At 63.6% G+C, this 24,719-nt stretch carries 22 protein-coding genes; 4 read left to right on the forward strand and 18 right to left on the reverse strand.

Annotated elements, in window-relative coordinates:
• Positions 1 to 9: 9 nt before the first annotated feature.
• From FEZ63_RS05340 to FEZ63_RS05385, 10 genes are all read right to left on the reverse strand, one after another.
• On the reverse strand, positions 10 to 1,404 hold the full coding sequence (locus tag FEZ63_RS05340) for an amidase (RefSeq protein ID WP_150942601.1): 1,395 nt from the start codon (positions 1,402 to 1,404) through the stop codon (positions 10 to 12).
• Complete coding sequence (locus FEZ63_RS05345) at positions 1,401 to 2,681, reverse strand: ArgE/DapE family deacylase (RefSeq protein ID WP_150942602.1); 1,281 nt, start codon at positions 2,679 to 2,681, stop codon at positions 1,401 to 1,403. Before FEZ63_RS05345 ends, FEZ63_RS05340 begins: the two co-directional genes overlap by 4 nt.
• An 81-nt stretch (positions 2,682 to 2,762) precedes the next feature.
• Positions 2,763 to 3,764 carry a branched-chain amino acid ABC transporter permease gene (locus FEZ63_RS05350; protein WP_150942603.1) on the reverse strand — a complete coding sequence of 334 codons (1,002 nt, stop codon included), beginning with the start codon at positions 3,762 to 3,764 and terminating at the stop codon, positions 2,763 to 2,765.
• A gap of 4 nt (positions 3,765 to 3,768) precedes the next feature.
• Positions 3,769 to 4,653, reverse strand: coding sequence for a branched-chain amino acid ABC transporter permease (locus FEZ63_RS05355; protein ID WP_150942604.1), 885 nt, complete (start codon positions 4,651 to 4,653; stop codon positions 3,769 to 3,771).
• A 29-nt stretch (positions 4,654 to 4,682) separates the two neighbouring features.
• Positions 4,683 to 5,393, reverse strand: coding sequence for an ABC transporter ATP-binding protein (locus tag FEZ63_RS05360; protein ID WP_150942605.1), 711 nt, complete (start codon positions 5,391 to 5,393; stop codon positions 4,683 to 4,685).
• A complete protein-coding gene (locus tag FEZ63_RS05365) occupies positions 5,380 to 6,120 on the reverse strand; it encodes an ABC transporter ATP-binding protein (protein ID WP_150942606.1) in 741 nt (246 codons plus the stop codon). Before FEZ63_RS05365 ends, FEZ63_RS05360 begins: the two co-directional genes overlap by 14 nt.
• A gap of 91 nt (positions 6,121 to 6,211) precedes the next feature.
• Positions 6,212 to 7,459, reverse strand: coding sequence for an ABC transporter substrate-binding protein (locus FEZ63_RS05370; RefSeq protein ID WP_162419669.1), 1,248 nt, complete (start codon positions 7,457 to 7,459; stop codon positions 6,212 to 6,214).
• 263 nt (positions 7,460 to 7,722) lie between these two features.
• Complete coding sequence (gene gabT / locus FEZ63_RS05375; protein ID WP_150942608.1) at positions 7,723 to 9,000, reverse strand: 4-aminobutyrate--2-oxoglutarate transaminase; 1,278 nt, start codon at positions 8,998 to 9,000, stop codon at positions 7,723 to 7,725.
• A gap of 100 nt (positions 9,001 to 9,100) precedes the next feature.
• Positions 9,101 to 10,006, reverse strand: coding sequence for a LysR substrate-binding domain-containing protein (locus FEZ63_RS05380; protein WP_150942609.1), 906 nt, complete (start codon positions 10,004 to 10,006; stop codon positions 9,101 to 9,103).
• A gap of 41 nt (positions 10,007 to 10,047) precedes the next feature.
• Complete coding sequence (locus tag FEZ63_RS05385) at positions 10,048 to 11,331, reverse strand: ArgE/DapE family deacylase (RefSeq protein ID WP_150942610.1); 1,284 nt, start codon at positions 11,329 to 11,331, stop codon at positions 10,048 to 10,050.
• A gap of 140 nt (positions 11,332 to 11,471) precedes the next feature.
• Here FEZ63_RS05385 and FEZ63_RS05390 point away from each other — a divergent pair, with 140 nt between their 5' ends.
• From FEZ63_RS05390 to FEZ63_RS05405, 4 genes are all read left to right on the forward strand, one after another.
• On the forward strand, positions 11,472 to 12,293 hold the full coding sequence (locus FEZ63_RS05390) for an IclR family transcriptional regulator (protein ID WP_201274092.1): 822 nt from the start codon (positions 11,472 to 11,474) through the stop codon (positions 12,291 to 12,293).
• The gene (locus FEZ63_RS05395) at positions 12,293 to 12,802 is read left to right on the forward strand and encodes a GNAT family N-acetyltransferase (RefSeq protein ID WP_201274093.1); all 510 of its coding nucleotides are present in this window, start codon (positions 12,293 to 12,295) and stop codon (positions 12,800 to 12,802) included. The genes FEZ63_RS05390 and FEZ63_RS05395 overlap by 1 nt, the downstream gene beginning before the upstream one ends.
• The gene (locus FEZ63_RS05400) at positions 12,799 to 13,716 is read left to right on the forward strand and encodes a DMT family transporter (protein WP_201274094.1); all 918 of its coding nucleotides are present in this window, start codon (positions 12,799 to 12,801) and stop codon (positions 13,714 to 13,716) included. The genes FEZ63_RS05395 and FEZ63_RS05400 overlap by 4 nt, the downstream gene beginning before the upstream one ends.
• 82 nt (positions 13,717 to 13,798) lie before the next feature.
• Positions 13,799 to 14,122, forward strand: coding sequence for a cupin domain-containing protein (locus FEZ63_RS05405; protein ID WP_150942613.1), 324 nt, complete (start codon positions 13,799 to 13,801; stop codon positions 14,120 to 14,122).
• Between the two features lie 30 nt (positions 14,123 to 14,152).
• Here FEZ63_RS05405 and FEZ63_RS05410 read toward each other — a convergent pair whose 3' ends face one another.
• The 8 genes from FEZ63_RS05410 to FEZ63_RS05445 all read right to left on the reverse strand — a co-directional run bounded on the left by FEZ63_RS05410 (position 14,153) and on the right by FEZ63_RS05445 (position 24,718).
• On the reverse strand, positions 14,153 to 15,478 hold the full coding sequence (locus tag FEZ63_RS05410; RefSeq protein ID WP_150942614.1) for an aspartate aminotransferase family protein: 1,326 nt from the start codon (positions 15,476 to 15,478) through the stop codon (positions 14,153 to 14,155).
• 5 nt (positions 15,479 to 15,483) lie between these two features.
• On the reverse strand, positions 15,484 to 16,539 hold the full coding sequence (locus FEZ63_RS05415) for a phosphotransferase (protein ID WP_162419670.1): 1,056 nt from the start codon (positions 16,537 to 16,539) through the stop codon (positions 15,484 to 15,486).
• A 210-nt stretch (positions 16,540 to 16,749) separates the two neighbouring features.
• Positions 16,750 to 17,994: a Zn-dependent hydrolase gene (locus tag FEZ63_RS05420; RefSeq protein ID WP_150942616.1), complete on the reverse strand. Its 1,245-nt coding sequence runs from the start codon at positions 17,992 to 17,994 to the stop codon at positions 16,750 to 16,752.
• 41 nt (positions 17,995 to 18,035) lie between these two features.
• Complete coding sequence (locus FEZ63_RS05425) at positions 18,036 to 18,707, reverse strand: GntR family transcriptional regulator (protein ID WP_150942617.1); 672 nt, start codon at positions 18,705 to 18,707, stop codon at positions 18,036 to 18,038.
• 100 nt (positions 18,708 to 18,807) lie between these two features.
• The gene (locus FEZ63_RS05430) at positions 18,808 to 20,238 is read right to left on the reverse strand and encodes an aldehyde dehydrogenase family protein (protein WP_150942618.1); all 1,431 of its coding nucleotides are present in this window, start codon (positions 20,236 to 20,238) and stop codon (positions 18,808 to 18,810) included.
• Between the two features lie 33 nt (positions 20,239 to 20,271).
• Positions 20,272 to 21,336, reverse strand: coding sequence for a histone deacetylase family protein (locus FEZ63_RS05435; protein WP_150942619.1), 1,065 nt, complete (start codon positions 21,334 to 21,336; stop codon positions 20,272 to 20,274).
• A gap of 30 nt (positions 21,337 to 21,366) precedes the next feature.
• Positions 21,367 to 23,064: a thiamine pyrophosphate-binding protein gene (locus FEZ63_RS05440; protein ID WP_150942620.1), complete on the reverse strand. Its 1,698-nt coding sequence runs from the start codon at positions 23,062 to 23,064 to the stop codon at positions 21,367 to 21,369.
• A gap of 22 nt (positions 23,065 to 23,086) precedes the next feature.
• Positions 23,087 to 24,718, reverse strand: coding sequence for an ABC transporter ATP-binding protein (locus FEZ63_RS05445; RefSeq protein ID WP_150942621.1), 1,632 nt, complete (start codon positions 24,716 to 24,718; stop codon positions 23,087 to 23,089).
• Position 24,719: the final 1 nt, after the last annotated feature.

A 24,719-nucleotide genomic window follows, 5' to 3' on the forward strand; every position in this document is an offset into this window, starting at 1 on the left:
CCTGCCGCATCACCTTTGCGGCGGACGCGTGTCGAAGCCGATCGCGGATTCGAGCGCTTGGCTCACGCGCATGACAAGACCCTCGGCAAAGCGCGGACCGATGACCTGCAGGCCGATTGGAAGTCCGGAGGCTGAGAGGCCGCAAGGCAACGAGGCCGCCGGTTGGCCCGTAAGATTGAACGGCACGGTGTAGGGAACTGCGACCTGCCAGCGGTCATAATCCGGCCCATTGTAAAGAATGTCGGCGCGCGGCGCCGTAACAGGTGTGGTCGCGGTCAGCAGGATCGGGTAGCGGCGGTGAAACACGGCCATTTTCTCGGCCAGCTTCGCCCGCGCGATTTCCGCCCGGTTCAACGCCTCACCGCTGACATTCAACCCAGATTCGGCGAGCTCCCGGAAACCGGGATCGAGCAAATCCCACTGGTCACGGGGAACATCCCGCAGCCGCGCACCAAATCCCGCGCGCCAATGCTCCTCGAAAATCGGCCGCAGCGGCTCGAGAACCGGGCCGACATCCTCGATCTCGGCGCCAAGTTCTCGCGCAAGCTCGATTGCCTTGGCGATCGCCCGTGAAACCTCGGTTGATGGCTCGATGCCCTGCAGCGCCGGCGAGTAGCCGATCCGCATGCCTTTGATTCCGGCCCGAAGATTGCCCAGCCAATCCGGCGCGGGTGCAGGAACGGCGTAATAGTCCCGATCGTCGGGCTGCACGAGGACCTGCAGCATGGCGGCCGCATCCGCAACCGAGCGTGCGATCGGCCCGCCGGACGCAAGGGTGCAGAACAGGCCGGTCTGCGCATGGGGAACCCGGCCGAAGGTCGGCTTGATGCCGAACAACCCGCTCAGGCTGGCGGGAATGCGAATGGAACCGCCGCCGTCATTGCCGAGCGCGAGCGCTCCGACGCCTGCGGCCAGCGCCGCCGCGCCGCCGCCGCTGGAGCCGCCCGGTGAGTGCGCGGGATTCCAGGGATTGCGCGTGATGCCGCGCAAGGCGCTGTCCGTGATGCCCTTCCAGGCGAATTCCGGCGTCGTCGTCTTGCCGATGAAGACGGCGCCCGCTTCGCGCAGGCGCGCCACGCTCGGCATGTCGTCGGTCGCAGGTTTGTCGGATGTGGTGAGAGATCCGGACCGTGTCGGCAGGCCCGCAATGTCGAAATTGTCCTTGATCGTCACGGGAACGCCGTCGAGCTCCCCGATCGGCGTGCCCGCACGCCATCGTGCTTCGGACGCCCGCGCCTGCTCCCGCGCCAAATCCGGAGTGAGGAGTTGAAAGGCTGCGAGCTGTGCGTCCACCAGCTCGGCGCGTTCGAGATGCGCCTCGGTCACTTCAACCGGCGAGAGCGCCTTGCTGCGGTACCGCGCGGTGAGTTCTGCGACCGGCAGCGTCAGGATTTCCATCGTCATGCCCTTTCCACCCCGCACCAATCGGCCACGAACAACGCCATGGTTTGCGTCACCTTGCGCAGCGAATCGAGCTCCACCCGTTCGTTGAAACCGTGCATCTGATCGGCCTTGGCGCCGAAGCAAAGGCTCGGGATGCCGTGGTTGAGACCATAGAAGCGCGTATCGGTGAGGCCGGTGAACGCGGCATCCGCAAGCTCGCCCCCGAAAACCGATCCGTAAACCTGCCGCAGCACCGCTTCCGGCTCCTCGGCGCCCGTGAGCTCGAAACCGTCCGACAGGAACCCCGACCAGACCACTTCCGGCGGGCTGCCTGCCAGAAACGGATGCTGGCGCGACGCCTCGGCGATGCAGGCGAGGATTTCCGTCTGGCAGTCGGACACCCTCCAACCAGGAAGGATTGCGATGCGGCAATCGACATCGCACCAGGCCGGGACGCTGGAAGCCCATTCGCCGCCCTTGATCATGCCCGGATTGAAGTTGATCGGGTGCGTCAGCGCCTTGAAGTTGCGATCAGTCGCAGCACGCCGGTTCCACTCCTCCTCGAGCCCTTCGAGAGCCTGGACGAGATGATAGGCCGCCTTGATGGCGTTGGAGCCCGACCCGGCCTGGGCGACGTGCGCCGGGCGGCCGCGCACCTTGAGGCGGAACCAGATGACGCCCACCTGCGAGCGGATCAGCCTGCCGTCGGTCGGTTCTGGGATCAGGCAGCAATCGGCCCGATAGCCGCGCTGAAGGGTCGAGAGGGCGCCGACACCGGTGCTCTCCTCCTCGATGACCGATTGCAGGTGGATACGGGCGGTGGGCTTCAGCCCGGCCGCGCGCAGCGCATCGAGGGCATAAAGCGCCGCGATGGTGCCGGACTTCATGTCGCCCGCGCCGCGGCCATGCAGCCAGCCGTCCTTTACAGTCGGTTGGAAGGGCGGCGTGTCCCACATGTCGAGCGGCCCCGCCGGCACCACATCGCAGTGGCCTTGAAGGATCAGCGACTTGCCCGCCGTCCGCTCCGGCCGATAGGTCCCCACGATGGAGCGGGCGCGGGAGAAGTCGTGCTCGATCGGGCCATACCCGGGAAGGTCTTTCACGTCGTCGATCTCGATCTTCCAATCGTCGACCTCATAGCCGCGCTGGTGCAGGAGATCGGCCATCATATCCTGGCATGGGCCTTCGGCGCCGCGCGTGCTGGGGATTGCGACGAAATCCTTGGTGGTGGAAATCTGGGCATCGAAATGCGCATCGACCGCGTCGCAGATTCGGCGAGAGGTATCGGAATCAACCATGATAAGTCCGGCTCCTTTTCTGTGTGCCCGAACGCACCAGCGCGTCGGCACCCTCGTTGGTCGTGAGCTTGTTTCGCCGGCTTACGGCGACGGCGTGCTCTTGCGGCGACGCAATGCGCCAAACCGCATGCTGGCCAGCCCCTTCGGCAGGAACATCACGATGGCGACGAGAAGCACGCCGTAGATGAGCATGCGGTATTCGCCGAACCCGCGCAGCCATTCCAACCCGAAGGTGAGAATGAACGCGCCGATGGTGGGGCCGAGCAGGCGCCCGATACCGCCGATCAACGTCATGGCGACGATCTGGATCATGATGTCGATACCCAGCGCCGAACTCGGCGTCAGGATGAGCACGTAGTGAGCGTAGAACGCGCCCAGGACACCAGCGAGCATGGAACTCAGGGCGAACACCATGGTCTTGTAGCGGGTGAGATTGAGCCCAAGGCTCTCTGCCGCGATTTGCGAATCGCGGATCGCCCGAAGTCCGAAGCCAAAGCGATTGCGCAGGATCCAGTAGGTGATGCCGACGATCAAAAGCCACAGGAGGACGACGACGTAGAAATACGCCACCTTGTGCGCCGCATCGAACGTCACCGGGCCGATAAGCGGCAGCGAAAACGATGTGAAGGGAGGAATGCCCCAGAGCCCCAGCTCACCGCGCGTAAACTCGGTCAGGTTGGAGCAGACGATGCGCACGATCTCGGCGAAGGCGAGGGTCACGATGGCGATGTGGGGAATCGAACGGATGCGCAGCACCGGCAGCGAGATGAGACATCCCAATGCGGCCGACATGACGCCGGCAATCCACATCGTCACCCATGGGCTCAAGCCCAGCTTCATGCTCATGAGCGCCGACCCGTAGGCGCCAAGGCCGAAGAACGCCTGATGGCCGAAGGTGAAGATGCCCGCATAGCCGTTGATCAGGTTCCAGCTCGACGCGAGAGCGCCGAACAGCAGAGCGAGAATGCAGATGTGGAGGAAATACGCCTCCTGCGTCACCAGCGGCACGACGCCCAGAACGGCCGCGATGCCGATCAGGATGAGGAGATTGTTCAGAGGTTTTTTGTTCTCGGGCGCGGTCATATCTTTAGGATTCCTTCACGCCGAACAGGCCCCAGGGCCGGAACCAGAGAATCAGGATCAGCACAGTGAACGAGATGACCTCGCGCCATTGCGAAGACCACGTGATGACGCCGAGCGTCTCGACGATGCCGATGATGATGCCGCCGACAATGGCGCCCGGAAAACTGCCGAGCCCCCCGAGGACGACGACCACGAAGCCCTTCAGCATCAGGGGAGCGCCCATCCAGGGACTGATGGAGTTGATGCTGGCCAGCATGGTGGCGGCGAGGCCCGCGAGCGCAGCCGCGATTCCGAAGGTGATCGTGAACACGCGATAGACGTTGACGCCGTAAAGCATCGCCGCGTCGCGATCCATCGCGGTCGCCCGCAGCGCCATTCCGAACCGGGTCCGGCGCAGGAGATACCACATTGCCAGCATCGCCACGACGGCGACGGCGAGGATCAGCAATCGCTGGTACGACAGGCGCATCCCCACGATGTCGATCGTGCCGTTGATGAAATACGGCACCGTCTTGAACCGCTCGCCCCAGATATGAAGGGCTGCATTCTGCAGGAAGATCGAGACGCCGAGGGTCGCAACCAGCGTGCTGAATTCCCATTGCGGACGCCCCAGAAGCGGATGCACCGCGAGCCGCTGCACGGCGAGGCCGATGAGGAAGACAAGCGAAATGGCGAGCGGTACCGCCAGGGCCGGCGGCAAGCCGAGGGACGATATGAGCAGGAAGAAAAAGTACCCGCCCAGCATGTAGAACTCGCCATGGGCGAAGTTCAGCATCCGCATCGTACCCCAGATCAGCGTCAGGCCGCTCGCAACGAGCGCGTACATCGACCCGAGAACGATACCGTTGATAATTTGCTCGGCGAAGAGCGGCAGCGGCATTGAAAACATGGTTTGTGTTTCTCTCTCCGGGGTCTCTGTCAGAGGCCTAGATAGGCTTCGCGAACTGCGTCGTCGTTCATCAGGTCAGAGGCACTGCCGGTCTTAACGATGCGGCCGTTTTCCATGAGATAAGCGCGTTGTGCCGTTTCAAGCGCCAGCTGCGCGCTCTGTTCGACCAGGACGATGCCCACGCCCTCGCTGTTGATCTCGCGGATGGTCTTGAACACGGTTTCGATGATCTTGGGTGCGAGGCCGAGGGAGGGTTCATCAAGCAGGAGGAGCCGCGGTCTTGCCATGAGCGCACGCCCGATCGCCGCCATCTGCTGTTCGCCGCCCGACATGGTGCCGGCCAGTTGATCACGCCTCTCCGCGAGACGCGGGAACAGGGTGTAGACGCGATCGAGATCGACCTTGCCGTCCGCCGCATTATTGCGGTGGTAGGCGCCCATCATGAGGTTTTCCTGCACGCTCATGTCCCGGAACAGGCGGCGGCCTTCGGGCACATGGGCGATGCCGTGCGACACCACTGACCATGGGTGCGTCGATGCGAGGTCCCGGCCGTCGTATTGCAGAGAACCTTCGCGCGGCCTCACCAGACCCGAAATGGTGCGCAGGACCGTGGTCTTGCCGGCGCCGTTCGAGCCGATGATCGCGACGATCTCGCCAGGCTCCACCACGAGGTCGATATCGAACAGGGCCTGGGCGTCGCCGTAGAATGCCGAAACGCGGCTGAGTTCAAGACGAGACATGTGCCGAGCCCCCAAGATATGCTTCGATGACGGCTTCGTTGCGCGTGATCTCGGCCGGAGATCCCTCGGCGATCAGTTCGCCGTGATGCAGCACGATGATGCGATCGGCGAGACCCATCACGGCCCGCATCACATGCTCGATCATGATGATGGTCACGCCGGATTCGCGCACCTCCCTGATCGTTGCCATGACCTCGGTGATCTCATTCGGCCGCAGGCCACCCATCACCTCATCAAGCAGCAGGAGCGTCGGCTTGGTGGCCAGAGCGCGCGCGAGTTCGAGCTTTTTGCGCGCTCCCAATGGAAGCGACGAGGATTCCTCGGAAGCCCACCGATCGAGTCCGACCCGAGCAAGGATGCGAGACGCTTCGTCCTCAAGAGAGCCGGTATGCTGACCGGCACCGAAATGCAGCGCCACCATGACGTTCTCGAACACGGTCATCTGCGAGAACGGCTGCGGGATTTGGAACGTGCGGGCGATGCCAAGATGGCAGCGCTGGTCGGGACGCAAGCCCGTGACGTCCTGGGATTTGAAATGAATGGTGCCGTTCGTCGGTTGTTCCTTGCCGGCGATCACGTGAAAGAGGGTTGTCTTGCCGGCGCCGTTGGGGCCGATCAGCCCGAGGATTTCTCCGTGCGACACGCGAAACGACACGTCCCGGACCGCCACAACGCCGCCGAAGCTCTTGCGGATGCTCTTTGTCTCAAGAAGTGGATTGTTCGTCATGCTCATCCTGGTTCGTTCCGTCGGGCGGACGCAGGTATCATGGGAAAGTGGGAGAGGGCGCGCGGCTCCTCTCCCACTTTTGTTCTTCGCCTTAGCGAATGTTCGGCTGAGGCTGATACTTGCCGGCAGCACGTTGCTCCGGCCAGATCACCACGTTCTTGCCGCCTTGCACCTGCGCGGCCGGCACCGGGATGAAGTCCGCGCCCGATTTCGCCGTGTGGTTCTTCTGATCAAACGCCCAGGTGCCGTGAACGCCCTTGTAGTTCGTCTTGCCGATAGCCTCCGAAATCTTGGTGGCGTCCCGCGCACCCGCGGAATCGATGGCGCCAAGAGCGACATTGAGGATGCCGTGGCCGAAGGCATGATCGGACGAAGCCGCGGTTTTGAACTTCTGCTTGATCAGCTTGTCGAAGCTCGCGTGCTCCTTGTTCGATTCCGCGTCGAACTGCATCGGCACCCACACCAGACCCTCGGCGGCAGCGCCGGCCTGGTCGAAGAATTCCGAGCGAAGCGGGTAATAGACGCCCAGGTGCAGGGCGCTGACGCCAAGTTCCTGGAACTGCTTCACGAGACCTGCGCCCGAATTCACCGAGGTGAAGATCGAAACCAGCACGTCGGGCTGGAGCGAGCGCATCTTGGTCAGCTGCGGGTAGAAGTCAGCATGGCCCAGCGGCACGGTTTCAAGCGCGACGACATTCCAGCCCTCTTTCTTGAACAGGTCGGCGGTGATCTCCGCGTTGGAACGCCCATAATCGGTATCTTCCACCACGAACGCGATGGTGTTTTTCTTCGGCTTGAAGGTGCCGGTGGCGGCGATGCTCTTGTAGACGTCGCGCAGCGCTTCGCCATAAGCCTCGCTGTTGAAATCACCCTTCCAGAAGAGCTTGTACTTTTCGGGATCGGCTTCGACCTTCTTGGAAATTTCGGTGCTGACCGGCTCGCCGCTGAGAATCGGGAGCTTGAACTGCGATGCGAGTTCCATCAGCGCGATGGTGACCGAGCTGTGAAATGCCTCGCCGATAAGGAGATCGATCTTGTCTCGATTGATCATCTTCTGCGCGGCGCTGACGCCAACCTCGGGGCGGGACTGGGAGTCCTCGAAGATCACCGTGACGGGGGTCTTCTGGCCGTCGATGGTCACGCCGCCCTTGGCGTTCCACTCTTCCGCGGCGAGTTCCATGCCCTGGCGCAGGGAGATGCCCGAATTGGCCGCCGGGCCCGTGAGCGGCGCGACAACGCCGATCTTCACCGGCTCGGCCGCATAGCTCGGACCGGCCGCCCAGCACAGCGCACTCATCCCCGCCGCGAACATCACTGCCCGTCTGTGTAATGTCGTCACTCGCATAACTTCCCTCCTTGAGAATGATTGAAAGCGGCAGCACCACTGCCGCTTCTCGGCGTCCTGGATCGGGACCGTGGACTCTGCGGTCCAATCGGCCCGGACCATGTGTGTCAGGCTCCGTGAACGCGTTGACGCCGGTGCGCAAATCGCATCGCTTTTCAGCAACGCAATTTGGTCGCAAGAAGATTGGTCTCAATGCCAACCATAGCGCGCTCCGACGCTTCGGCGACTCAAAAAGTCTTCGCCGTGAAGCCTAGGGATCAGGCCGCCAGAGCTTTCTCCAGCAGCCCCAGTCCCTCGTCGACGATGTCGTCGGACGCGGTCAGCGGAACCAGGATGCGGATCGTGTTGGCGTTCGTGCCACATGACAGCAGAACAAGGCCGTTCTCGAAGGCCCGTTTGGTCACTCGGCTGGTCGCGGCCGCGTCCGGCGCGTCGCTGCCGCGCTCCTTCACGATGTCGAAAGCCACCATGGCGCCGGGGCCGCGAATGGCCGCGATCGGCAAGAGATCATTGCGCCGCTGGAGAGCCTCGAGACCCGCTTTCAGGCGCTGGCCGATGGCATTCGAGCGGTCAAGGAGCTTTTCCTCTTCGAAGATATCGAGGACGGCAAGCGCCGCCACGCAGGAAAGCGGATTGCCCGCATAAGTGCCGCCAAGGCCGCCGGGTTCGGCCGCATCCATGATCGGCGCGCGGCCGATGATGCCCGAGAGCGGGAATCCGCCGGCGAGGCTTTTGGCGACGCAGATCATGTCGGCCGACACGTCGTAATTCTCCATCGCGAACATCTTGCCGGTGCGGCCGAAACCGGTCTGCACCTCGTCCGCGATGAGAATGATTCCGTGTTCGTCGCAGATCCGGCGCAAGGCGCGCATCAATTCGGCGGGTGCAGCGTGGAAACCGCCTTCGCCCTGGACCGGCTCGATGATGATCGCCGCGACGCGCGACGGATCGACGTCGGCCTTGAAGAGGAACGACAGATATTTGAGCGCATCCTCAACGGTCACGTCGTGCTGCGGAACCGGGAACGGAACATGCCAGACTTCCGGAACCGACGGACCGAGACCTTTCTTGTAAGGAACTACCTTGCCGGTCATGCTCATGGCCATGATGGTGCGGCCGTGGAAACCGCCCGTAAAGGCGATCACGCCGGAGCGGCCGGTTGCGGCGCGGGCGATCTTGACGGCGTTTTCCGTCGCCTCCGCGCCGGTCGTGAACAGGATGGATTTCGCCGGCCCGGAAATCGGCGCCAACGCATTGAGGCGTTCCGCGAGCTCGATATAGGGCTCGTACATCAGCACCTGAAAACACGTATGGGTGAAGCAATCCATCTGCTTGCGGACCGCATCCATGATCCGCGGATGGCAATGGCCCGTATTGAGAACTGCGATGCCGCCGGCAAAATCCACATAGCGCTTGCCTTCCACATCCCAGATCTCGGAGTTGAGCGCCCGCGCCGCGGAGATCGGCGAAGCATTCCCGACGCCGCGAACGATAGCGGCCTGTCGACGGGCGAAAAGATCTGAGTTGGTCGGCATATTGTGCTCCAGGCGTTAGCGGCGATTTCGCGACAGCTTCGCGACAAGCGATCCCGGCAACAACTGCTTAGTTTGCGCAGGTTCGGTGCCTTTTATGCACCTATTTCCGCGAAGGGAGTGCCTGCGGAGCAAGACCGCGAAGCCACTCGCGCAGGACCACCATGGTGGGCTCCTCCCACCGGCTCGCCGCAGCGACCAGGTAGTAGCCGCAAAGGCGCAAATCCGAGGGCACGACCTCGATCAGCGCCCCGGTTTTGAGATCCTCCTCCACCAGCATCTCGTTGGCCAATGCGACGCCCTGGCCCAGGCGCGCCGCTTCGATCGCCAGATGCGCGTGCCAGAGCCGAGGCCCGCTGAGCGTCGGTGGCGTATCGACGCCTGCAAGGCTGAGCCAACGGTCCCACTGGTCCGTCGAATCCTCGTGAATGAGCGGAAGGCGGAGAAGGTCGCGGATCGTCTCCACGCCAGCGTAGCGTGCCATGAATGTGGGGCTTGCGACCGGAAACACCCGGGGCCGGGCGAGCAGCTCCGCCCGCAGCCGATCGGTGCTCTCCACGTTGTCGAGGTAGACGATTTCGGCATCGGCTTCCCCACGCGCGAGGTCGCAGCGCGCGAGCGTCGGATGGAGCACGATCTCCCAGTCCGGCAGCCGCGCCTCCAGCCCCGGCAGGTGAGCAAGCAGGCGCCGGTTTGCCAGGCCCGGAAAGCACCAGATGGCGAGTGTCCGCCGCGCGGTCGGACGCAGGTCGGCGGTCGCCCGCGCAATGGCTTCCAACGCGCGGCCGATCTGGGCGTGGTAGCGCGCGCCCTCGGCGGTGAGAACGAGGCCGCGGCCGCGCGCCTCGACGAGCTTCACGCCGAGCCAGTCTTCAAGATTGCGCAGGTGTCGTGAGACCACCGTGTGGCTGACCGCGAGTTCATCGCCGGCGGCGCGGATGCTTTGCCTTCGGCCGACTGCGTCGAAAGCGCGGAGAGCGACGAGGGGGGGAAGGCGCGCGTTTTTCACGCCTCAAACGGATCTGCAACCAGACGCCGCGCCACAAGGTTTCATGCTGCTTCCACTCCACACCATTCCGCTATGAAGAGCGCCATCGCGGTCGTGACGCGCTTGATCGACGCGATACTGGCACGCTCGTCGAACCCGTGGATATTCTGGGAACTCGGACCGTAGCACAAAGCCGGAATCTTGTCGTAGAGCGCATAGACGCGGGCGTCGAGATAGCCTGCCGTCATGAAGCTTTCAAGCGGTTTTCCGGTGGCGTCCTGATGGGCGCCGGCGAGCACGGCCTCTGCCTCCGAGCCAGGCGCCAGTTCGTAGCCTTCGGCATGGAAGCCATTGAACGTCACGAGCGGCGGATTGTTGGCGAAATAGGCGTCGGTTCGAGCAAAGGCCCCCAGGCGCTCGCGGATCTCACGCGCCGCGTCTTCGGCCGAAGTTCCCGGATAGATCGCGATCCGGCAGTCGAGGCGACACCAGCACGGAACCGAGGAGGCCCAATCGCCGCCTTCGATCTTGCCGACATTGAGGTTGATCGGATGCGCCTCGTTCTCGAAATTCGGCCGCCCAACCTTCCGGGTGTTCCACTCTTCCTCCATCCGGCGCAATTCGGCGATCACCCGATAGGCCGCGTCGATGGCGTTGGCGCCTGCTCCCATCTCGCGCACGTGCACGGGATGGCCGCGCACCTCGATCTGGAACCAGACCACGCCGACATTGGCGCGCACGAGCTTCTCTTCCTCGGGTTCGGGGATCAGCACCGCGTCGGCCTTGTAGCCGCGCAAATGCGTCATCAGCGCACCGTTGCCGGTGGATTCTTCCTCGACGACCGATTGCACATAGACCGTGGCGGCCGGTTGAAGGCTGATCCGGCGCAGGGCGTCCATGGCAAAGATATTGGCCGCATGACCGACCTTCATGTCGGCGCCGCCGCGACCGTAAATCCAGTCGCCCTCGATCACCGGATCGAATGGCGCATGCGTCCACATTTCCGCAGGCCCCGTCGGCACCACGTCCACGTGAGCCTGGAGAATGAGCGAGCGACCGGTTTCCGCGCGTGGCCGGTGGATGCCGACGACGATCGGCGCTTCCGAATGCTCGTCCGACCAAGGAGAACCACCCGGATGGCTTTCGATCGCGGCGCGGTCCATTTCGAACCGGTCCATCACGTAGCCACGGTCCGCCAGCTGCCGGAACACGAAATCCTGCACGGTGTGCTCTGCGCCGCGAACCGACGGAAAGCGGATCATCTCCTGCGTGAAGGTCAGCTGATCGGCGAAACCCTCTTCGACCGAGGCGATGATCTTGTTACGGAGTTCGGCATCTAGAGTCATGGGACTGCTCGCAACAGCTGTGAATACGATTTCTGAGGACGCGGAAGTATTTGCAAGGGCGAACGCTTGTGTCAATCTATGACGCACGGTGTCACCGGATGGCACCCTCAAGGGCAAGAGCGTTGACGAACGTTGGTGGGATGCTGCAACGGATTCGGGAGAAGCCCGGAGTGCCGCCTGTGCGGTCGGTGGAACGGGCCGTCGCGCTATTGCGGGCCTTCACGCCGGATCGTCCGCGCCTGAGCTTGACGGAACTCGCGCAGATCGCGGAACTCGACAAAGGAACCGCCCGGCGCATTCTGCACACGCTTTCGATGACCGGCCTCGTCAGTTTCGACCCGCGCGCCCAACGCTACATGCTCGATGCCGGAATCTGCGAAATCGCATCGGCCGTTCAGGTCGGGCTGGATCTGCGCGAAATCGCGTCGCCGATTCTCGCCGAGGTGACGGAACTGACGTCCGCATCTGCATTTCTGTGGGTCCATCACGACGACGCCGCCCTGTGTGTCGATCGCGTGCGCGCTCCCTTGTTCCACATCGACGCGACATGGTTCGCGGTGGGTGCGCGCACGGCTCTCAATTGCGGCGCCGGTCCACGTATCATTCTGGCCTACATTTCGGACGAGGAGCGCGAACGGAGCCTTGCGGGAGAGATGCCCCGGCGGACGCCGTTGAGCGAGACCGCACCCGCAAAGCTGCGCAAGGCCGCCGGGTCCATTCGCGAGAAAGGATGGGAACTGGCGCAGGACGACTTTTATATCGGACTTGCGGCGCTGGGCGTTCCCATCTTCGATCGAGGCGGAGGTTTCGCCGGAGCCGTGAGCATCACGAGTCTCACGGCGGACATTGTCACGGACGGTTTGCCCCGGCATCTCGACATCCTGAAACACGCCGCCGACCGAATTGGCGAGCGCCTTCAAGCTCCCGGTGCAAGCGCGGATCGACAGCAAGGAAAGAAATGATGAAAAATACCACGAACGGCGACCTCGCATCGTCCGGCATGGCGCACGGCAAGCCGGCGCGCCCGCTTCGCATTGTCGAGCCCGATGAAAAACATCGTGCGGAATGGGAGAAGCTCTATGCTGGTTATGCGGCGTTCTATCGCGTCGCGCAGACGCCGGACATGCGGGCGACCGTCTGGAGCTGGCTCCATGATCCGGCCCACGAGATGCAGGGCCTTGTCGCACTGGACGAGGCGGGGCAGCCGATCGGCCTTGCTCATTTTCGCCCGTTCGCCCGGCCGCTGGCGGCATCGACCGGCGGCTTTCTCGACGATCTGTTCGTCGCCCCGGAAGCGCGCGGCTCCGGCGCCGCGCAGGCGTTGATCGACGCCATCGTCGAAACCGGCCGCGCTCGCGGCTGGACGGTGATCCGCTGGATCACCGCCGATGACAATTATCGTGCACGCTCCGCCTATGATCGCATCGCAGACCGTACAAAATGGGTCACCTACGAGATCAAGACGTCGTGAAGCTCGGCGCAAGGGAATCGTCCCGACCCGTTTCGGCTGGCTACTACAAGGCGGCGATTCCCCTCCTGGCGCTGCTCTGGGGTTTCAATTGGCCGGCGGTGAAGATCGCGCTGGTCGAGATCAATCCTTGGACCTTTCGCGCCGGCGCCATGGCCCTCAGCGGTGTCATTCTGGCAGGTGTGGCGGTGATGCGGCGCAACTCCCTGGCGGTGAAGCGCGGACATTGGGTCCGGCTTGCCGTCGCGGGATTGCTGTCGATCGCCGCGTTCAACATTCTCCTGGCGTTCGCGCAGCTGTCCGGGCCGACCTCGCGCGCCGCAATCGTCACGTTCACGATGCCGATCTGGACCGTGGTGTTCGCGCGGTTTTTTCTGTCCGAACCACTGGATCGCCGACGGTGCCTCGGGCTGAGCCTCGGCGTCGCAGGATTGATCGCTCTCGGCTGGCCGCTCTTGAGGGCCGGGCAACTCACCGCGGGGGTCTTTCTTTCGCTGACGGCCGGCATCTGCTGGGCGCTGGGTACGATCGTCAGCAAGCGATTCCCCGTCGATGCGCCGCCGCTGACGATCGCGGTGTGGCAACTGCTCATCGGCGCTGCCTGCGCCACCGTCGGAATGCTGGCTTTCGAAGATCTCTCTCTGCCGCATTCGTTGCAGAATGCGACGATCCTGGCGTTTCTCTATCACGTTCTTCTCTCGCAGGCGCTCGCCTATGTCCTGTGGTATGCGATCCTGGCGCATGTTCCCGCCGGGACGGCGAGCCTCGGCACCCTGATGGTTCCCCCTGTCGGCGTATATGGCGCCATGCTGATCCTCGGCGAGCAGCCGACAATCGCCGATTTCATCGGTCTCGTCCTGGTGATCGGCGCCGCCGCATCGGTGTTGCTTCCATCTCGCCGTTCGGCGACAGGATGATCGGCGCTCCACTCGTCAGGCTCGCCGCACAATGATCCGTAACCCCGAGCCGCATCGTCCGCTCGCAGCCTCAGAGGAAAACATGGCTTTCAAATGCACCATCCCCGCCGTCCCGACGGTCCAGCAGGATGACGCGGATATCCGCATCACGCGTTGGGATTTTGCAACGGGTGCGGTGACCGGCTGGCATAGGCACGAATGGCCCTACTTCGTCATCATGCTGACGGATGGAATCCTGCGACTCCATGACGGCACCTCCGCGCGGGACGTCCCGCTCGTCGCCGGCCAATCGTACATGCGCACGGCCGGAATCGAGCACGATGTCATGAACGGCTCGGAGCATCCGATCGCCTTCGTGGAAATCGAAGTCAAACGGCCGGACGCTTTCCAGCAAGCCTTGGCCTGATCGCTCTCGACCAGCGCGCGTGGGTCGGGTCTACCGGCCCACGACCTCCGCCAGGACATCGTCGAGGGCGGTGAGAAACAGATCGGCGTTGTCCTTCGAGAAGACGAGCGGCGGCCGGATCTTGAGAACATTGGCTGCCGGACCCGCCGCGCTGATGAGGACATGCCGGGCGCGAAGTCCGTTGACGATGCGCGCGGTTTCCTCCGTGGCCGGCTCCCGTGTGCGGCGATCCCGCACCAATTCGGCGCCGACGAACAGGCCGGCGGCGCGTATATCTCCGATAATGGGATATGTGTTCGCCAGGCTTTCAAGCCCGCCGCGCAGGTGCGCACCGACCTTCGCGGCGTTTTCGATCAACCCTTCGCTCTCGATGACATCGAGCACCGCCATGCCCACGGCCGCCGACACGGGATTGCCGCCGAAGGTGTTGAAGTATCGCAGGCGCTCGCCGAACGCCGCGAGGACTTCCGGGCGCGCAACCATGCCCGCCATGGGGTGGCCGTTGCCCATCGGCTTGCCGAGCGTGACCATGTCGGGAACGACACCGTGACGCTGGAAGCCCCACCTGTGCGCGCCGGTGCGACCAAATCCAGGCTGCACCTCATCGGCGATGAAGAGCCCGCCCGCCTTGCGCATCACATCGATGGCCTCGGCGAGGAAACCCGGCGGATCCGTGAAGACGCCGTCGCTGGAGAAGATCGTGTCGACCAGCAGAGCCGCGGGCTTGATGCCGTTCGCCAGCATGTCGTCGATGGCCCGCCGCACATGACCGGCGAATGCAGCGCCGACATCCTGTCCTTCGCTCCGATACGCATCAGGCGCCGGCACCGTGCGGACGTGATTGCCGAGGATCATGGAACTGCCGAGGGAGGGCGACATCTCCGCGATGGCGTTCGTGACGCCGTGATAGGCGAATTGCGTGACGATGAAACCAGTGCCGCCCGTATGAGCTTTCGCCACACGAAACGCGAGATCGTTCGCCTCGCTGCCGGTGCAGGTGAACATGACGTGTTCGAGCTCCGGCGGAAAATATCCAAGCAGCCTCTCGGCATAATCAAGAACCGCCTCGTGCAGATAGCGCGTGTGGGTGTTCAGCACCGCCGCCTGTCGCGACAAGGCTGCGACCACATGCGGATGGCAATGCCCGACTGACGCGACGTTGTTGTAAACGTCCAGATAGGCGCGGCCCTCCGGATCGTAGAGCCACACGCCTTCGCCGCGCGTGACGTGGACGGGATCGGCGTAGAACAACCGATAGGCCGGACCGAGAAGCCGCCTGCGCCGCGCAATCATCTCCTGCTCGTGGGCCGGGACATTGGCCGCGTTGGCAGGGTCATAGGCATTGATCATCGTCATGTTCGTCACTCCGCGTGGCAGGCTTGGCGCAGATAGGCCTGCGCGTCGGTCCGAGTCAGGGAATCAAACCGCTCAAGTCCGGCCCAGGCCTGTGGGTTGTTGCGCAGGATGTAAGCCTCGTTCTCGGGATGGCGCGCGGCACGCCACCCGGTGATTGCCACCGTCAGGACCATTCGGGTGGCGATCAGGTCGAACAGGATTTCGAGCTCGATCGGTTCTAGCGGCAGGACGCTGTGGTAGGCGGCGATCAGATCGGCCATCGCCTCGAGCGGATGTCCTGTCGACGCCAATTGGTAGGCGGCGGCGACGGCGAGATTGTTGACGAGCGGAGCATGAACCATATCGCCGAAATCGATGATGCCGGCGATGCGGCTGTGCTCGCTGGTCGAGACCAGCACGTTGTGCGGGTTGAGATCGTTATGGATCACCTGAGCCCGCAGGCGCGGCAGCACGGGCAGCGCGTTGGTTTCGAAGTTGTCGAGAAAGCGCTCGGCCAGTGCCCGTTGCTCCCTGTCTTGTATATGCACGAGCAAATCGCGCACGCGGATTGCATGTTTCAAATCCCACATCAGCTCGTGGCCGGCCGCCGGATGAAAGAAGCCGCGCAATGCGAGGTCGAGCCGCGCTGCATCACGTCCCAGATTGCGTCTCAACATGGCGCTGGTCGGGACCCGGTATAGCGGTTCGCCTTGCAGGAACGACAGAACCCTGATTACGCGCGGTTCCTGGCCAGCACAGGTGAGCAGCCATTCGGCCGCTCCCGAGCGCGTCGGAATCACGCGCGGCACCGGCAGGCCGGGATCGACGGAGGCAATGTGCAGCAAGGCGCCGGTCTGGAAGTCGATCACCTGCCGGTCTTCGGCCGGGTTACTGACTTTCAGGACGTAATGCGTCTCGCCCACGCGAAGGTGGAAGTTGCGATCCCGCTCGCCGGCAAGTTCGCTGACGGCGGCGGTGAGTCCGAACACATCGCGAGCGATTTCTCCGACTTGTGGCATCGAGAGAACCGGCGATGCGGTGTCGAGAAGGGAAACGATGTCCGGGAGCTGAGTCGTCGTCATGTAGGAGTTCCTCGGCGTTTCACAGAGATCATGATGCATGATGCATCTTTTTTTCTCAAGATGAGTCGCCTTCTGTTTGCAGCGTGTTTCCCGGCAACGTGAGTTACCGGAAGATTATCGACGGAGTGGCGTCGACGAGGACCGCCTATGGGCGTGGATGAGCCGTCTCCCGCGCACGATCCTGCACCCAACCCGTTCCGTGCATCATGGCTAGCGATTGGCCCGCTCGGTCGCGCTGTGCAGCAGAACATTCAATCCGGGCAGCAGATCCTCCCGGGTTGCGAGCTCGTTGTTGTTGTGCGTGACGCCGCCCCTGCACGGAGTGAAGATCATGGCCGTCGGACAAACGCGCGCCAGGAAATAGGCGTCGTGCCCGGCTTGGCTCGGCAGGTCACGGGTGCTGTATTCGAGCGCGTCCGCGTGACGACGAACACCGGCGATCATTGCGTCGTCGAAGATGCGACCGCCCCACTCCCAGCGCTCCAGTACCTTGCCGGTGCATCCGGCGCGTGCGGCCGCTTCGCCGACCGCGCGTTCGACGCGCTCGGCCATCACGGCAGCGGCCGCGGGATCGTCGTGGCGCACGTCGCAGACCGTTTGCGCCCAATCGGACAGGATGCCGGCCTTGTTTGGCCACGCAACGATGCGCGCCGCAGTCGCCTTGCCGCCCGCTGCGGCGTGTTCCCAGCCGAGGTCGTCGACAGCAACGAGCAGTCGCGCTGCAGCCACCAATGCATTGCGGCGGCGCTCCATGGGCCATGGCCCCGCATGCGCCGTCTCGCCCTTGAATTCGACGATGAAGCCGTGCGAGCTGTAGGCATGCGTCACGACGCCAACCTGCACCTTCTCGGCATCGAGGATCGGACCCTGTTCGATATGCAGCTCGAAATAGGCATCGAGATCGCGGCCGCCAACCGGAGCATCCCCGAGATAGCCGATGCGGCGAAGTTCGTCGCCAAAGGTCGCGCCGTCGTCGCTCGGGCGCTGATGCACCCAATCGAGATCATACGCGCCGGCAAAACAGCCGGAGGCCGTCATGGGCGGAGAAAAGCGCGCACCTTCCTCATTCGTCCAGTTGACGATTTCAATCGGCCGGCGCGTCTGGTGCCCGAGATCGTTCAAGGTCCGCACCACTTCGAGCGCGCCCATGACGCCAAGGATTCCATCGAACCGCCCGCCATTCGCCTGCGTGTCGAGATGGCTTCCCATCAACACCGGAGGCAACGTGTCGTCCAGCCCTGCACGGCGCGCGAAAATGTTGCCGGCCTGATCGACCGTGACCGTCAGCCCGGCTTCGCGGCACCATTGCACGAACACATCGCGAATCGTCTTGTCGGCATCGCTTAAGGCAAGCCGTGACAGCCCACCCTCGCGACCCCGGCCGATCTCGGCCGATTTCTCGATCGTCGTCCAGAACCGTTCGATGTTGACCTGGTTGGAGGAGGAGAAAGCCATGACGTGGAGAAATCCTTTATGGACCTGGAGCGGTCGTTCGCTCAAGGCGTATCGCTGAGCAGAATCTTGCTGTTGAGAATGACGCCGCCACCGCTGAGAATGTCCTCGCGAATGGTGTTTTTGGCCGCGACGGGATCGTGTCGCCGGATCGCGTCCATCACATCGTAATGGTGCTCGATCATGGTCCTGCCGCCAACCTCGTAGGCCGCCGCAATCACGGGGCCCATCTGAAGCCAGAGGTTTTGCAATATGCCGCGCAAAATGGGCATTGCCGCGATATTGGCGAGTTCGAAGTGGAAGATCTGGTTGATTTCCGTGGCGCGCGCGAACTCGTTTCGGGCGAGTGCCTGCTCGTTATCTTCGATCAGCCTCTCCAGCCGCTCGATATCCGAAGGCTTCGCGTTGGCGGCGGCACGCTCGGCTGCCAACCCTTCGAGTTTCAGGCGGATCATGCGGATTTCGAGATAGCGATCCTGATGCAGAACCGGCACGCGAATGTCGCGCGGGCTCTTCAACAACAGCGCACCCTCGTGCACGAGACGGAGAATGGCGTCGCGCACGGGCGTGACGCTGGTGCCCATCTCCTGCGCGAGATCGCGGATCTTGAGACGCTCGCCCGGTTTCAGCGCCCCTTTGATCAGGGCCTCGGCGATGTGCTGATAGACAACCTCGCCGAGGTTGTTGTGGTCGATGGTTTTGAACTCAAAATCCACGACACCATCCCGCAAACGTTGACATCGCTCCTACCTTTCGAAAGACCGCGGCCGCCCGAAGGGTCGGGATCCGTCGACCGGTTCCCGACCCTTCCTGGCTTTACGCGGCCTGATAGCCGAACATCGATTTGACCTCGAGGAAGTCCTCGAAGCCGAACTTGCCCCATTCGCGCCCGTTGCCGGATTGCTTGTAGCCGCCGAAGGCGCCGGCGAGATCACCCGACGCGCCGTTGATATGCACCATGCCGGCACGGATCTGGCGCGCAACCGAGCGCGCATGATCGAGATTACCCGCGGTGACATAGCTCGAGAGGCCATAGATCGTGTCGTTGGCGATGGCGATCGCTTCCTCCTCGCTGCTGTAAGGCAGGATCGCGAGGACAGGTCCGAAAACTTCCTCGCGCGCGATCGTCATGTCGTTGCGCACATCGGCGAAGATGGTCGGGCGGATGTAGTAGCCGCGATTGAGGTTCTCCGGACGACCCGGGCCGCCGGCGACGAGACGCGCGCCTTCGGCAACGCCCGCCTCGATCAGCGCCTGGATCTTGTCGAACTGAACCTTGCTCACCACCGGGCCGATGGTGGTGGTCGCCGCGCGAGGATCGCCGACCACGGTCTGCTCGGCCACTTTCCGGGCAATCTCGATCACCTCTTCCTGCCGGTCGGCCGGGACCAGCATGCGCGTCGGTGCATTGCAGGACTGGCCGCTATTGCTGAAGCACTGGCGCGTGCCGTGGGTGATGGCGCGAAGGAAATCCGCATCGGCAAGAATGATGTTGGGTGATTTTCCGCCGAGTTCCTGCGACACGCGCTTGACCGTATCGGCTGCGGCGCGTGCCACCGCGATGCCGGCGCGGGTCGAGCCGGTGAACGACACCATGTCGATATCGGGATGCGTGGACAATGCCTGGCCGACCGAGGGGCCATCGCCATTGACCATGTTGTAGACGCCTGCCGGAACGCCGGCTTCGTGGATGATCTGGGTGAACAGCAATCCCGACATCGGCGCCACTTCGCTCGGCTTCAGCACCATGGTGCAGCCGGTGGCCAGCGCCGGGCCGACCTTGCAGGTGATCTGGTTCATCGGCCAGTTCCACGGCGTGATGAAGCCGCACACACCGATCGGCTCACGTGTGATCAGCGTGTTGTTGACCACCTCGTCGAACTCGTAGGTCTTGAGCACCTCGAGAACCTGGGACAGGTGCCCGAGCCCCGCTCCCACCTGAGCTTGCTTGGCAAATTCCAGCGGCGCGCCCATCTCGTCGGAGATCGCCGCCGCCATCTCGTCGGCGTATTTCTTGTAGGTCGCGATGACGCTTTCCAGAAGCTGCACCCGTTCCTTGCGGCTGGTGCGGGAGAAGGAACCGAACGCACGCTTGGCGGCGGCCACCGCCTTGTCCACATCCGCCTTCTCGCCCATGGCGATGCGCGCATAGGCTTCCTCGGTCGCCGGGTTGATCACCTCGAGCGTCGCGCTTCCCACCGGAGAAACCCACGATCCGTCGATGTAGAACTGGAGAGCCTGTTTCATTGCCTGATCCCTTCCGAACTGAAAATACGTCGTCTACTTGCCATAAGGTGCTTCGGTTTCGCGAAGCCCGTCAAGGAACTGTGCGAGACAATCGCCGATCACCGAGATCTGATAGCCGCCTTCCTGCACGACGACCGTCGGCAGGCCGATCGCGCGGATTCTTTCACCGATGCCGCGAAAGCCCTCGGTCGAGACGTCGAGCAAGCCAATCGGGTCCTCGCGATGGCTGTCATAGCCGAGGGCGACGACGAGCGCCTCCGCGCCGAAAGCGCGGACTTTCTCCAGGGCCCTGTCGACCGCCGCGTGGAACGCGGCATCGTTCGCCTTGGGCGCGAGCGGGATGTTGGTGTTGTAACCCTCTCCCTCACCATGGCCGTGCTCGTCGGCATAGCCGATGTAATAAGGATAGTAGGAATTGGGATCGACATGGACCGAGACGGTGAGCACGTCGGCGCGGCGGTAGAAGATTTCCTGCGTCCCGTCGCCGTGATGCGCGTCCACGTCGAGCACCGCGACCTTGCGATAGCGGCCGCGCAACCGCTGGGCGGCGATGGCCGAATTGTTGAGATAGCAGAAGCCCGTGGCGCGGTCGGTTCGGGCGTGGTGGCCTGACGGGCGGCACAGCGCATAAGCGGCGCCTGCACCCCCGATCACCGCATCGGCGGCGGCAACCGCCGAGTGACTGGATCTCAGGGCGGAGGTCCACGTCTTCGGTCCGATCGGCACCGCCATGTCGCCGAGATAATAGCCCGCCTGGGCGACGATCGAGGTCGAGCGACATGCCGGCCGGCTCTGCCATTCCGGGCGCCCGTTCCAATAGGGCGAGACATTGGGCAGGACTTCCGGCCCGGCCTCGGGAACAGCCCGCCAGCGCTCATACGCGCTTTCGAGAAAATCCAGATAAGGCTGCGTGTGGATGGTCAGCGCCGGCTCGACGCCATAATCGGCGGGCTTTTCCGGCGCGATCCCGCGCTTGGCGAGCGCACCCAGCAGCGCTTCGGTGCGGCTCGGCAAGTCTTTCGGGTCGCGGATGCGGCCCACCTGCATGAATTGCTGGGGGTCGTGCAGGCTTTGGTCGGGGTGAAAGAACGCTCGCATCGAGCCTTGCTCCTCTTTCGGGTTCTTGATTTACGCGACCGCTCTCGCGAGCGCGGCATCGCGCACCGCCGTGAGCGTCGTGTCGGGCGTGATTCCGTTTGGATCGTACTGCACTTCGATCAAAGCCGGCATCGATTCGCGCTGCGCGAAGGCAAGCGCCCGCTCATATGCGGGTGTGAAGTCTTCGGTGCGCACCACCGTCTCGCCGTGTCCGCCATAGGCGCGCACGAGCGCCGCGAAATCCGGATTGGTCAGCGACAGGCCGAAGACGCGGGCAGGATATTCACGCTCCTGGTGCTGCCGGATCGTGCCCCACATGCCGTTATTGAACACCAGAATGACGATGCCGAGCTTGTTCTGGGCTGCCGTTCCGAGTTCCTGCATGGTCATCTGGAAGCATCCGTCGCCCGCATAGCAGATCACCGTGCGCTCGGGGAAAGCGAGCTTCGCCGCGATGGCCGCCGGCAGACCATAGCCCATCGCGCCGCATACCGGGGAAGCCTGCGTGCCGGGCCCCGAGAACTGGAGAAAACGGTGTGGAAACAGCGCGAAGTTGCCGGCACCGAGCGTGATGCAAGCATCCTGCGGCAGCGTCTGACGCAAGGAGGCCGAGATCTCCGCGAGGTTTGTCTCGCCGGGCATGGGTCCTGGTTTCAGCGTTGCCTGGTATTCTCCGTTGGCGGCCTTCGCGGCACCGGCCCAGCGTGGTCTCGCCGTCGGCGACAGCGTCGCGACCGCCGCGGCGAAACCCGTCGGATCCGCCACCATCGCGAGCTCCGATCGGTAGACCCGCCCGAGTTCGTTCGGATCCGCATGGACATGCACCAGCCGCTGCCGCGGCAACGGGCTGGTGACATGGACATAGCCTTCGGTCGTCGGCTCGTCGAGACGCGTGCACACGGCGAGGAGAAGATCCGCATCCTCCATGCGGCGCGCAAGCTTGGGGTCCATGCCGTAGCCGATATGGCCGGCAAAATTCGGGTGGCGATTGTCGAAGCATTCCAGACGGCGCCAAGCGACGCCGACCGGCAGATCGTAGCGCTCGGCAAAGCCGCGTACCTTTGCCAGCGCGTCGTCGTTCCAGCCGGATCCACCGACGATCATGAACGGGCGCTCGGCTTCCTCGAGGAGCGACGCGAGTTTCTCGATCTCCGCTGGCGCAGGATGCGGGTGAGCCCGCGGGCCTGGCGGTACATCAGACACATCGGCCTTGCCCCAGAGCGTGTCTTCCGGAAGCGCCAGCACCACCGGACCCGGACGCCCGCTGCGCGCGACCTGGAAGGCCCGCGCGACGAATTCGGGAATTCGGTCGGTGCGGTCGATGCTGGCGACCCACTTTGCCATTGGACCGAACATCTGCCGGTAATCGACCTCCTGGAAACAGTCGCGCTCGACCGTGTCCGAGCCGATCTGTCCGACGAACAGGATCATCGGCGTGCCGTCCTGATAGGCGGTGTGAACACCGATGCTGGCATTGGTCGCGCCCGGCCCGCGCGTGACGAAACAGATTCCGGTTTCTCCGGTGAGCTTGCCATGGGCTTCCGCCGCATAGGCGGCGCCGCCCTCCTGCCGGAATGACACGGTGGCGATCTCGTCGCGATGCGCGTAGAGCGAGTCGATGCAAGGCAGGAAGCTCTCGCCCGCCACCATGAAGACCCGCCGCACGCCGTTCAGCATGAGATGGCGGACAAGGATCTCGCCACCGGGCCGCATAGGCGATTCAATCATCGTACTCTCCTTCGAGGGGTCGTCAGAGCACCGCGAGGCGCGGGTTCCAGTGGAGACCCGGGATCGCGGCGATCAGGCGTTGCGTATAGGCGTGCTGCGGCGCGTCGAAAACTTGTTCGGGCGGCCCGGATTCCACGATCTCGCCGCGATACATGACGGCGATCCGATCGCAGATCTGCGCCGCGATCCTGAGGTCGTGCGTGATGAAGATGATGGCGATGTTCAGCTTGCGCTGCAGGTCCTGCAGCAATTCCAGCACCTGCGCCTGAACCGACACGTCGAGCGCCGATACGCTTTCGTCCGCAACAAGCAATTCAGGATCAAGCGCGAGAGCACGTGCGATGCCGACCCGTTGTCGCTGGCCGCCCGAGAATTCCTGCGGGTAGCGATCGAAGGCGGATGTTTCCAATCCGACGAGGGCCAGCAACTCGCGCGCCTTGATCTCCGCATCCGCGTAGGAAACGCCGTTTGCAACCGGGCCGTCGGTCAGGATGCGGCCGACCGTCTGGCGTGGATTGAGGGACGCAAAAGGATCCTGGAAGACCATCTGCATGTGCCGACGCAAGGGACGAAAGGCACCGGCCGAAAGCGGCACCACGTCGCTTCCGCGAAACAGGACCTGTCCGCCGTCGACCTCGGTGAGTTTCAACAAACAGCGCCCGAGAGTCGACTTGCCCGAGCCCGATTCACCCACCACGCCGAGCGTCTCGCCGCGCCGCAACGTGAAGCTGATGTCATTGACCGCGTTGACCACGCGCGGCCTGGAGAAGAAGCCGCCCCCGCTGCGGTAAGTCTTGCGGAGATTGCGCACATCAAGAATCAGATCGCCCTCTGCTGCGGCTTTCGCATCATGGGCCTCGCGATGCGGGACAGCGGCGATCAGGCGCCGGGTGTAGGGATGTTTGGGACGGTTCAGCACATCCTCGGCAAGCCCCTGCTCGACGACGATGCCGCGTTCCATGACGACGACGCGATCGGCGATGTCGGCGACGACGCCGAAATCATGCGTCACGAACATCACGCCCATGCCCTTCGCCTTCTGGATGCGGCGGATCAGGTCCAGGATCTGGGCCTGCGTCGTCACATCGAGCGCGGTGGTGGGTTCGTCGGCGATGAGAAGCGCCGGTTCGAGCGCCAGCGCCATCGCGATCATGACCCTTTGCCGCTGCCCGCCGGACAGACGGAACGGATAGGCATCGCGCAAATTCGCCGGGTCCGGGAGGCCCACATATTCGAGCAGATCGAGCACACGGCGATCCCGGGTCTCGGCGTTCCGCTCCCCGTGAACTTCCATCACCTCGGCGATCTGATCGCGCACCTTCATCAGGGGGTTGAGCGCCGAAAGCGGCTCCTGGAACACCATGGCCATGGAGCGGCCGCGCTCCTGCTCAAGATCGGACTCGCGCATGGTGAGCAGGTCCTTGCCGCGAAACAGGATCTTGCCGCCGGAGGGATTCAGGTAATCCGGCAGCAGCCCCATGATGGCATTGGCGGTCATGGATTTGCCGGATCCGGATTCACCCACGATGCACAGGATCTCACCGGCATGAAGATCGTAGGAGATATTCTCGACGGCGAATTCGCGGTCAAGGCCGGTTGGCAGGGGAATCGACAGATTCTCGACGCGGAGAAGGGGCGTGCGTGGCGCGTTCATC

Origin of the sequence: Microvirga brassicacearum (genome assembly GCF_008757455.1) — a bacterium.
Classification (GTDB): Bacteria; Pseudomonadota; Alphaproteobacteria; order Rhizobiales; family Beijerinckiaceae; genus Microvirga; species Microvirga brassicacearum.

Bases quoted from the DNA above. Each gene is read 5' to 3' on its own strand.
- FEZ63_RS05360 (WP_150942605.1), bottom strand. From the start codon at position 5,393: ATGTCTCGTCTTGAACTCAGCCGCGTTTCGGCATTCTACGGCGACGCC.
- FEZ63_RS05430 (WP_150942618.1), bottom strand. From the start codon at position 20,238: ATGAAACAGGCTCTCCAGTTCTACATCGACGGATCGTGGGTTTCTCCG.
- FEZ63_RS05390 (WP_201274092.1), top strand. From the start codon at position 11,472: ATGCTGCAACGGATTCGGGAGAAGCCCGGAGTGCCGCCTGTGCGGTCG.
- gabT (WP_150942608.1), bottom strand. From the start codon at position 9,000: ATGCCGACCAACTCAGATCTTTTCGCCCGTCGACAGGCCGCTATCGTT.
- FEZ63_RS05345 (WP_150942602.1), bottom strand. From the start codon at position 2,681: ATGGTTGATTCCGATACCTCTCGCCGAATCTGCGACGCGGTCGATGCG.
- FEZ63_RS05385 (WP_150942610.1), bottom strand. From the start codon at position 11,331: ATGACTCTAGATGCCGAACTCCGTAACAAGATCATCGCCTCGGTCGAA.
- FEZ63_RS05350 (WP_150942603.1), bottom strand. From the start codon at position 3,764: ATGACCGCGCCCGAGAACAAAAAACCTCTGAACAATCTCCTCATCCTG.
- FEZ63_RS05415 (WP_162419670.1), bottom strand. From the start codon at position 16,539: ATGACGACGACTCAGCTCCCGGACATCGTTTCCCTTCTCGACACCGCA.
- FEZ63_RS05435 (WP_150942619.1), bottom strand. From the start codon at position 21,336: ATGCGAGCGTTCTTTCACCCCGACCAAAGCCTGCACGACCCCCAGCAA.
- FEZ63_RS05405 (WP_150942613.1), top strand. From the start codon at position 13,799: ATGGCTTTCAAATGCACCATCCCCGCCGTCCCGACGGTCCAGCAGGAT.
- FEZ63_RS05340 (WP_150942601.1), bottom strand. From the start codon at position 1,404: ATGACGATGGAAATCCTGACGCTGCCGGTCGCAGAACTCACCGCGCGG.
- FEZ63_RS05365 (WP_150942606.1), bottom strand. From the start codon at position 6,120: ATGACGAACAATCCACTTCTTGAGACAAAGAGCATCCGCAAGAGCTTC.
- FEZ63_RS05355 (WP_150942604.1), bottom strand. From the start codon at position 4,653: ATGTTTTCAATGCCGCTGCCGCTCTTCGCCGAGCAAATTATCAACGGT.
- FEZ63_RS05395 (WP_201274093.1), top strand. From the start codon at position 12,293: ATGAAAAATACCACGAACGGCGACCTCGCATCGTCCGGCATGGCGCAC.
- FEZ63_RS05410 (WP_150942614.1), bottom strand. From the start codon at position 15,478: ATGACGATGATCAATGCCTATGACCCTGCCAACGCGGCCAATGTCCCG.
- FEZ63_RS05420 (WP_150942616.1), bottom strand. From the start codon at position 17,994: ATGGCTTTCTCCTCCTCCAACCAGGTCAACATCGAACGGTTCTGGACG.
- FEZ63_RS05440 (WP_150942620.1), bottom strand. From the start codon at position 23,064: ATGATTGAATCGCCTATGCGGCCCGGTGGCGAGATCCTTGTCCGCCAT.
- FEZ63_RS05445 (WP_150942621.1), bottom strand. From the start codon at position 24,718: ATGAACGCGCCACGCACGCCCCTTCTCCGCGTCGAGAATCTGTCGATT.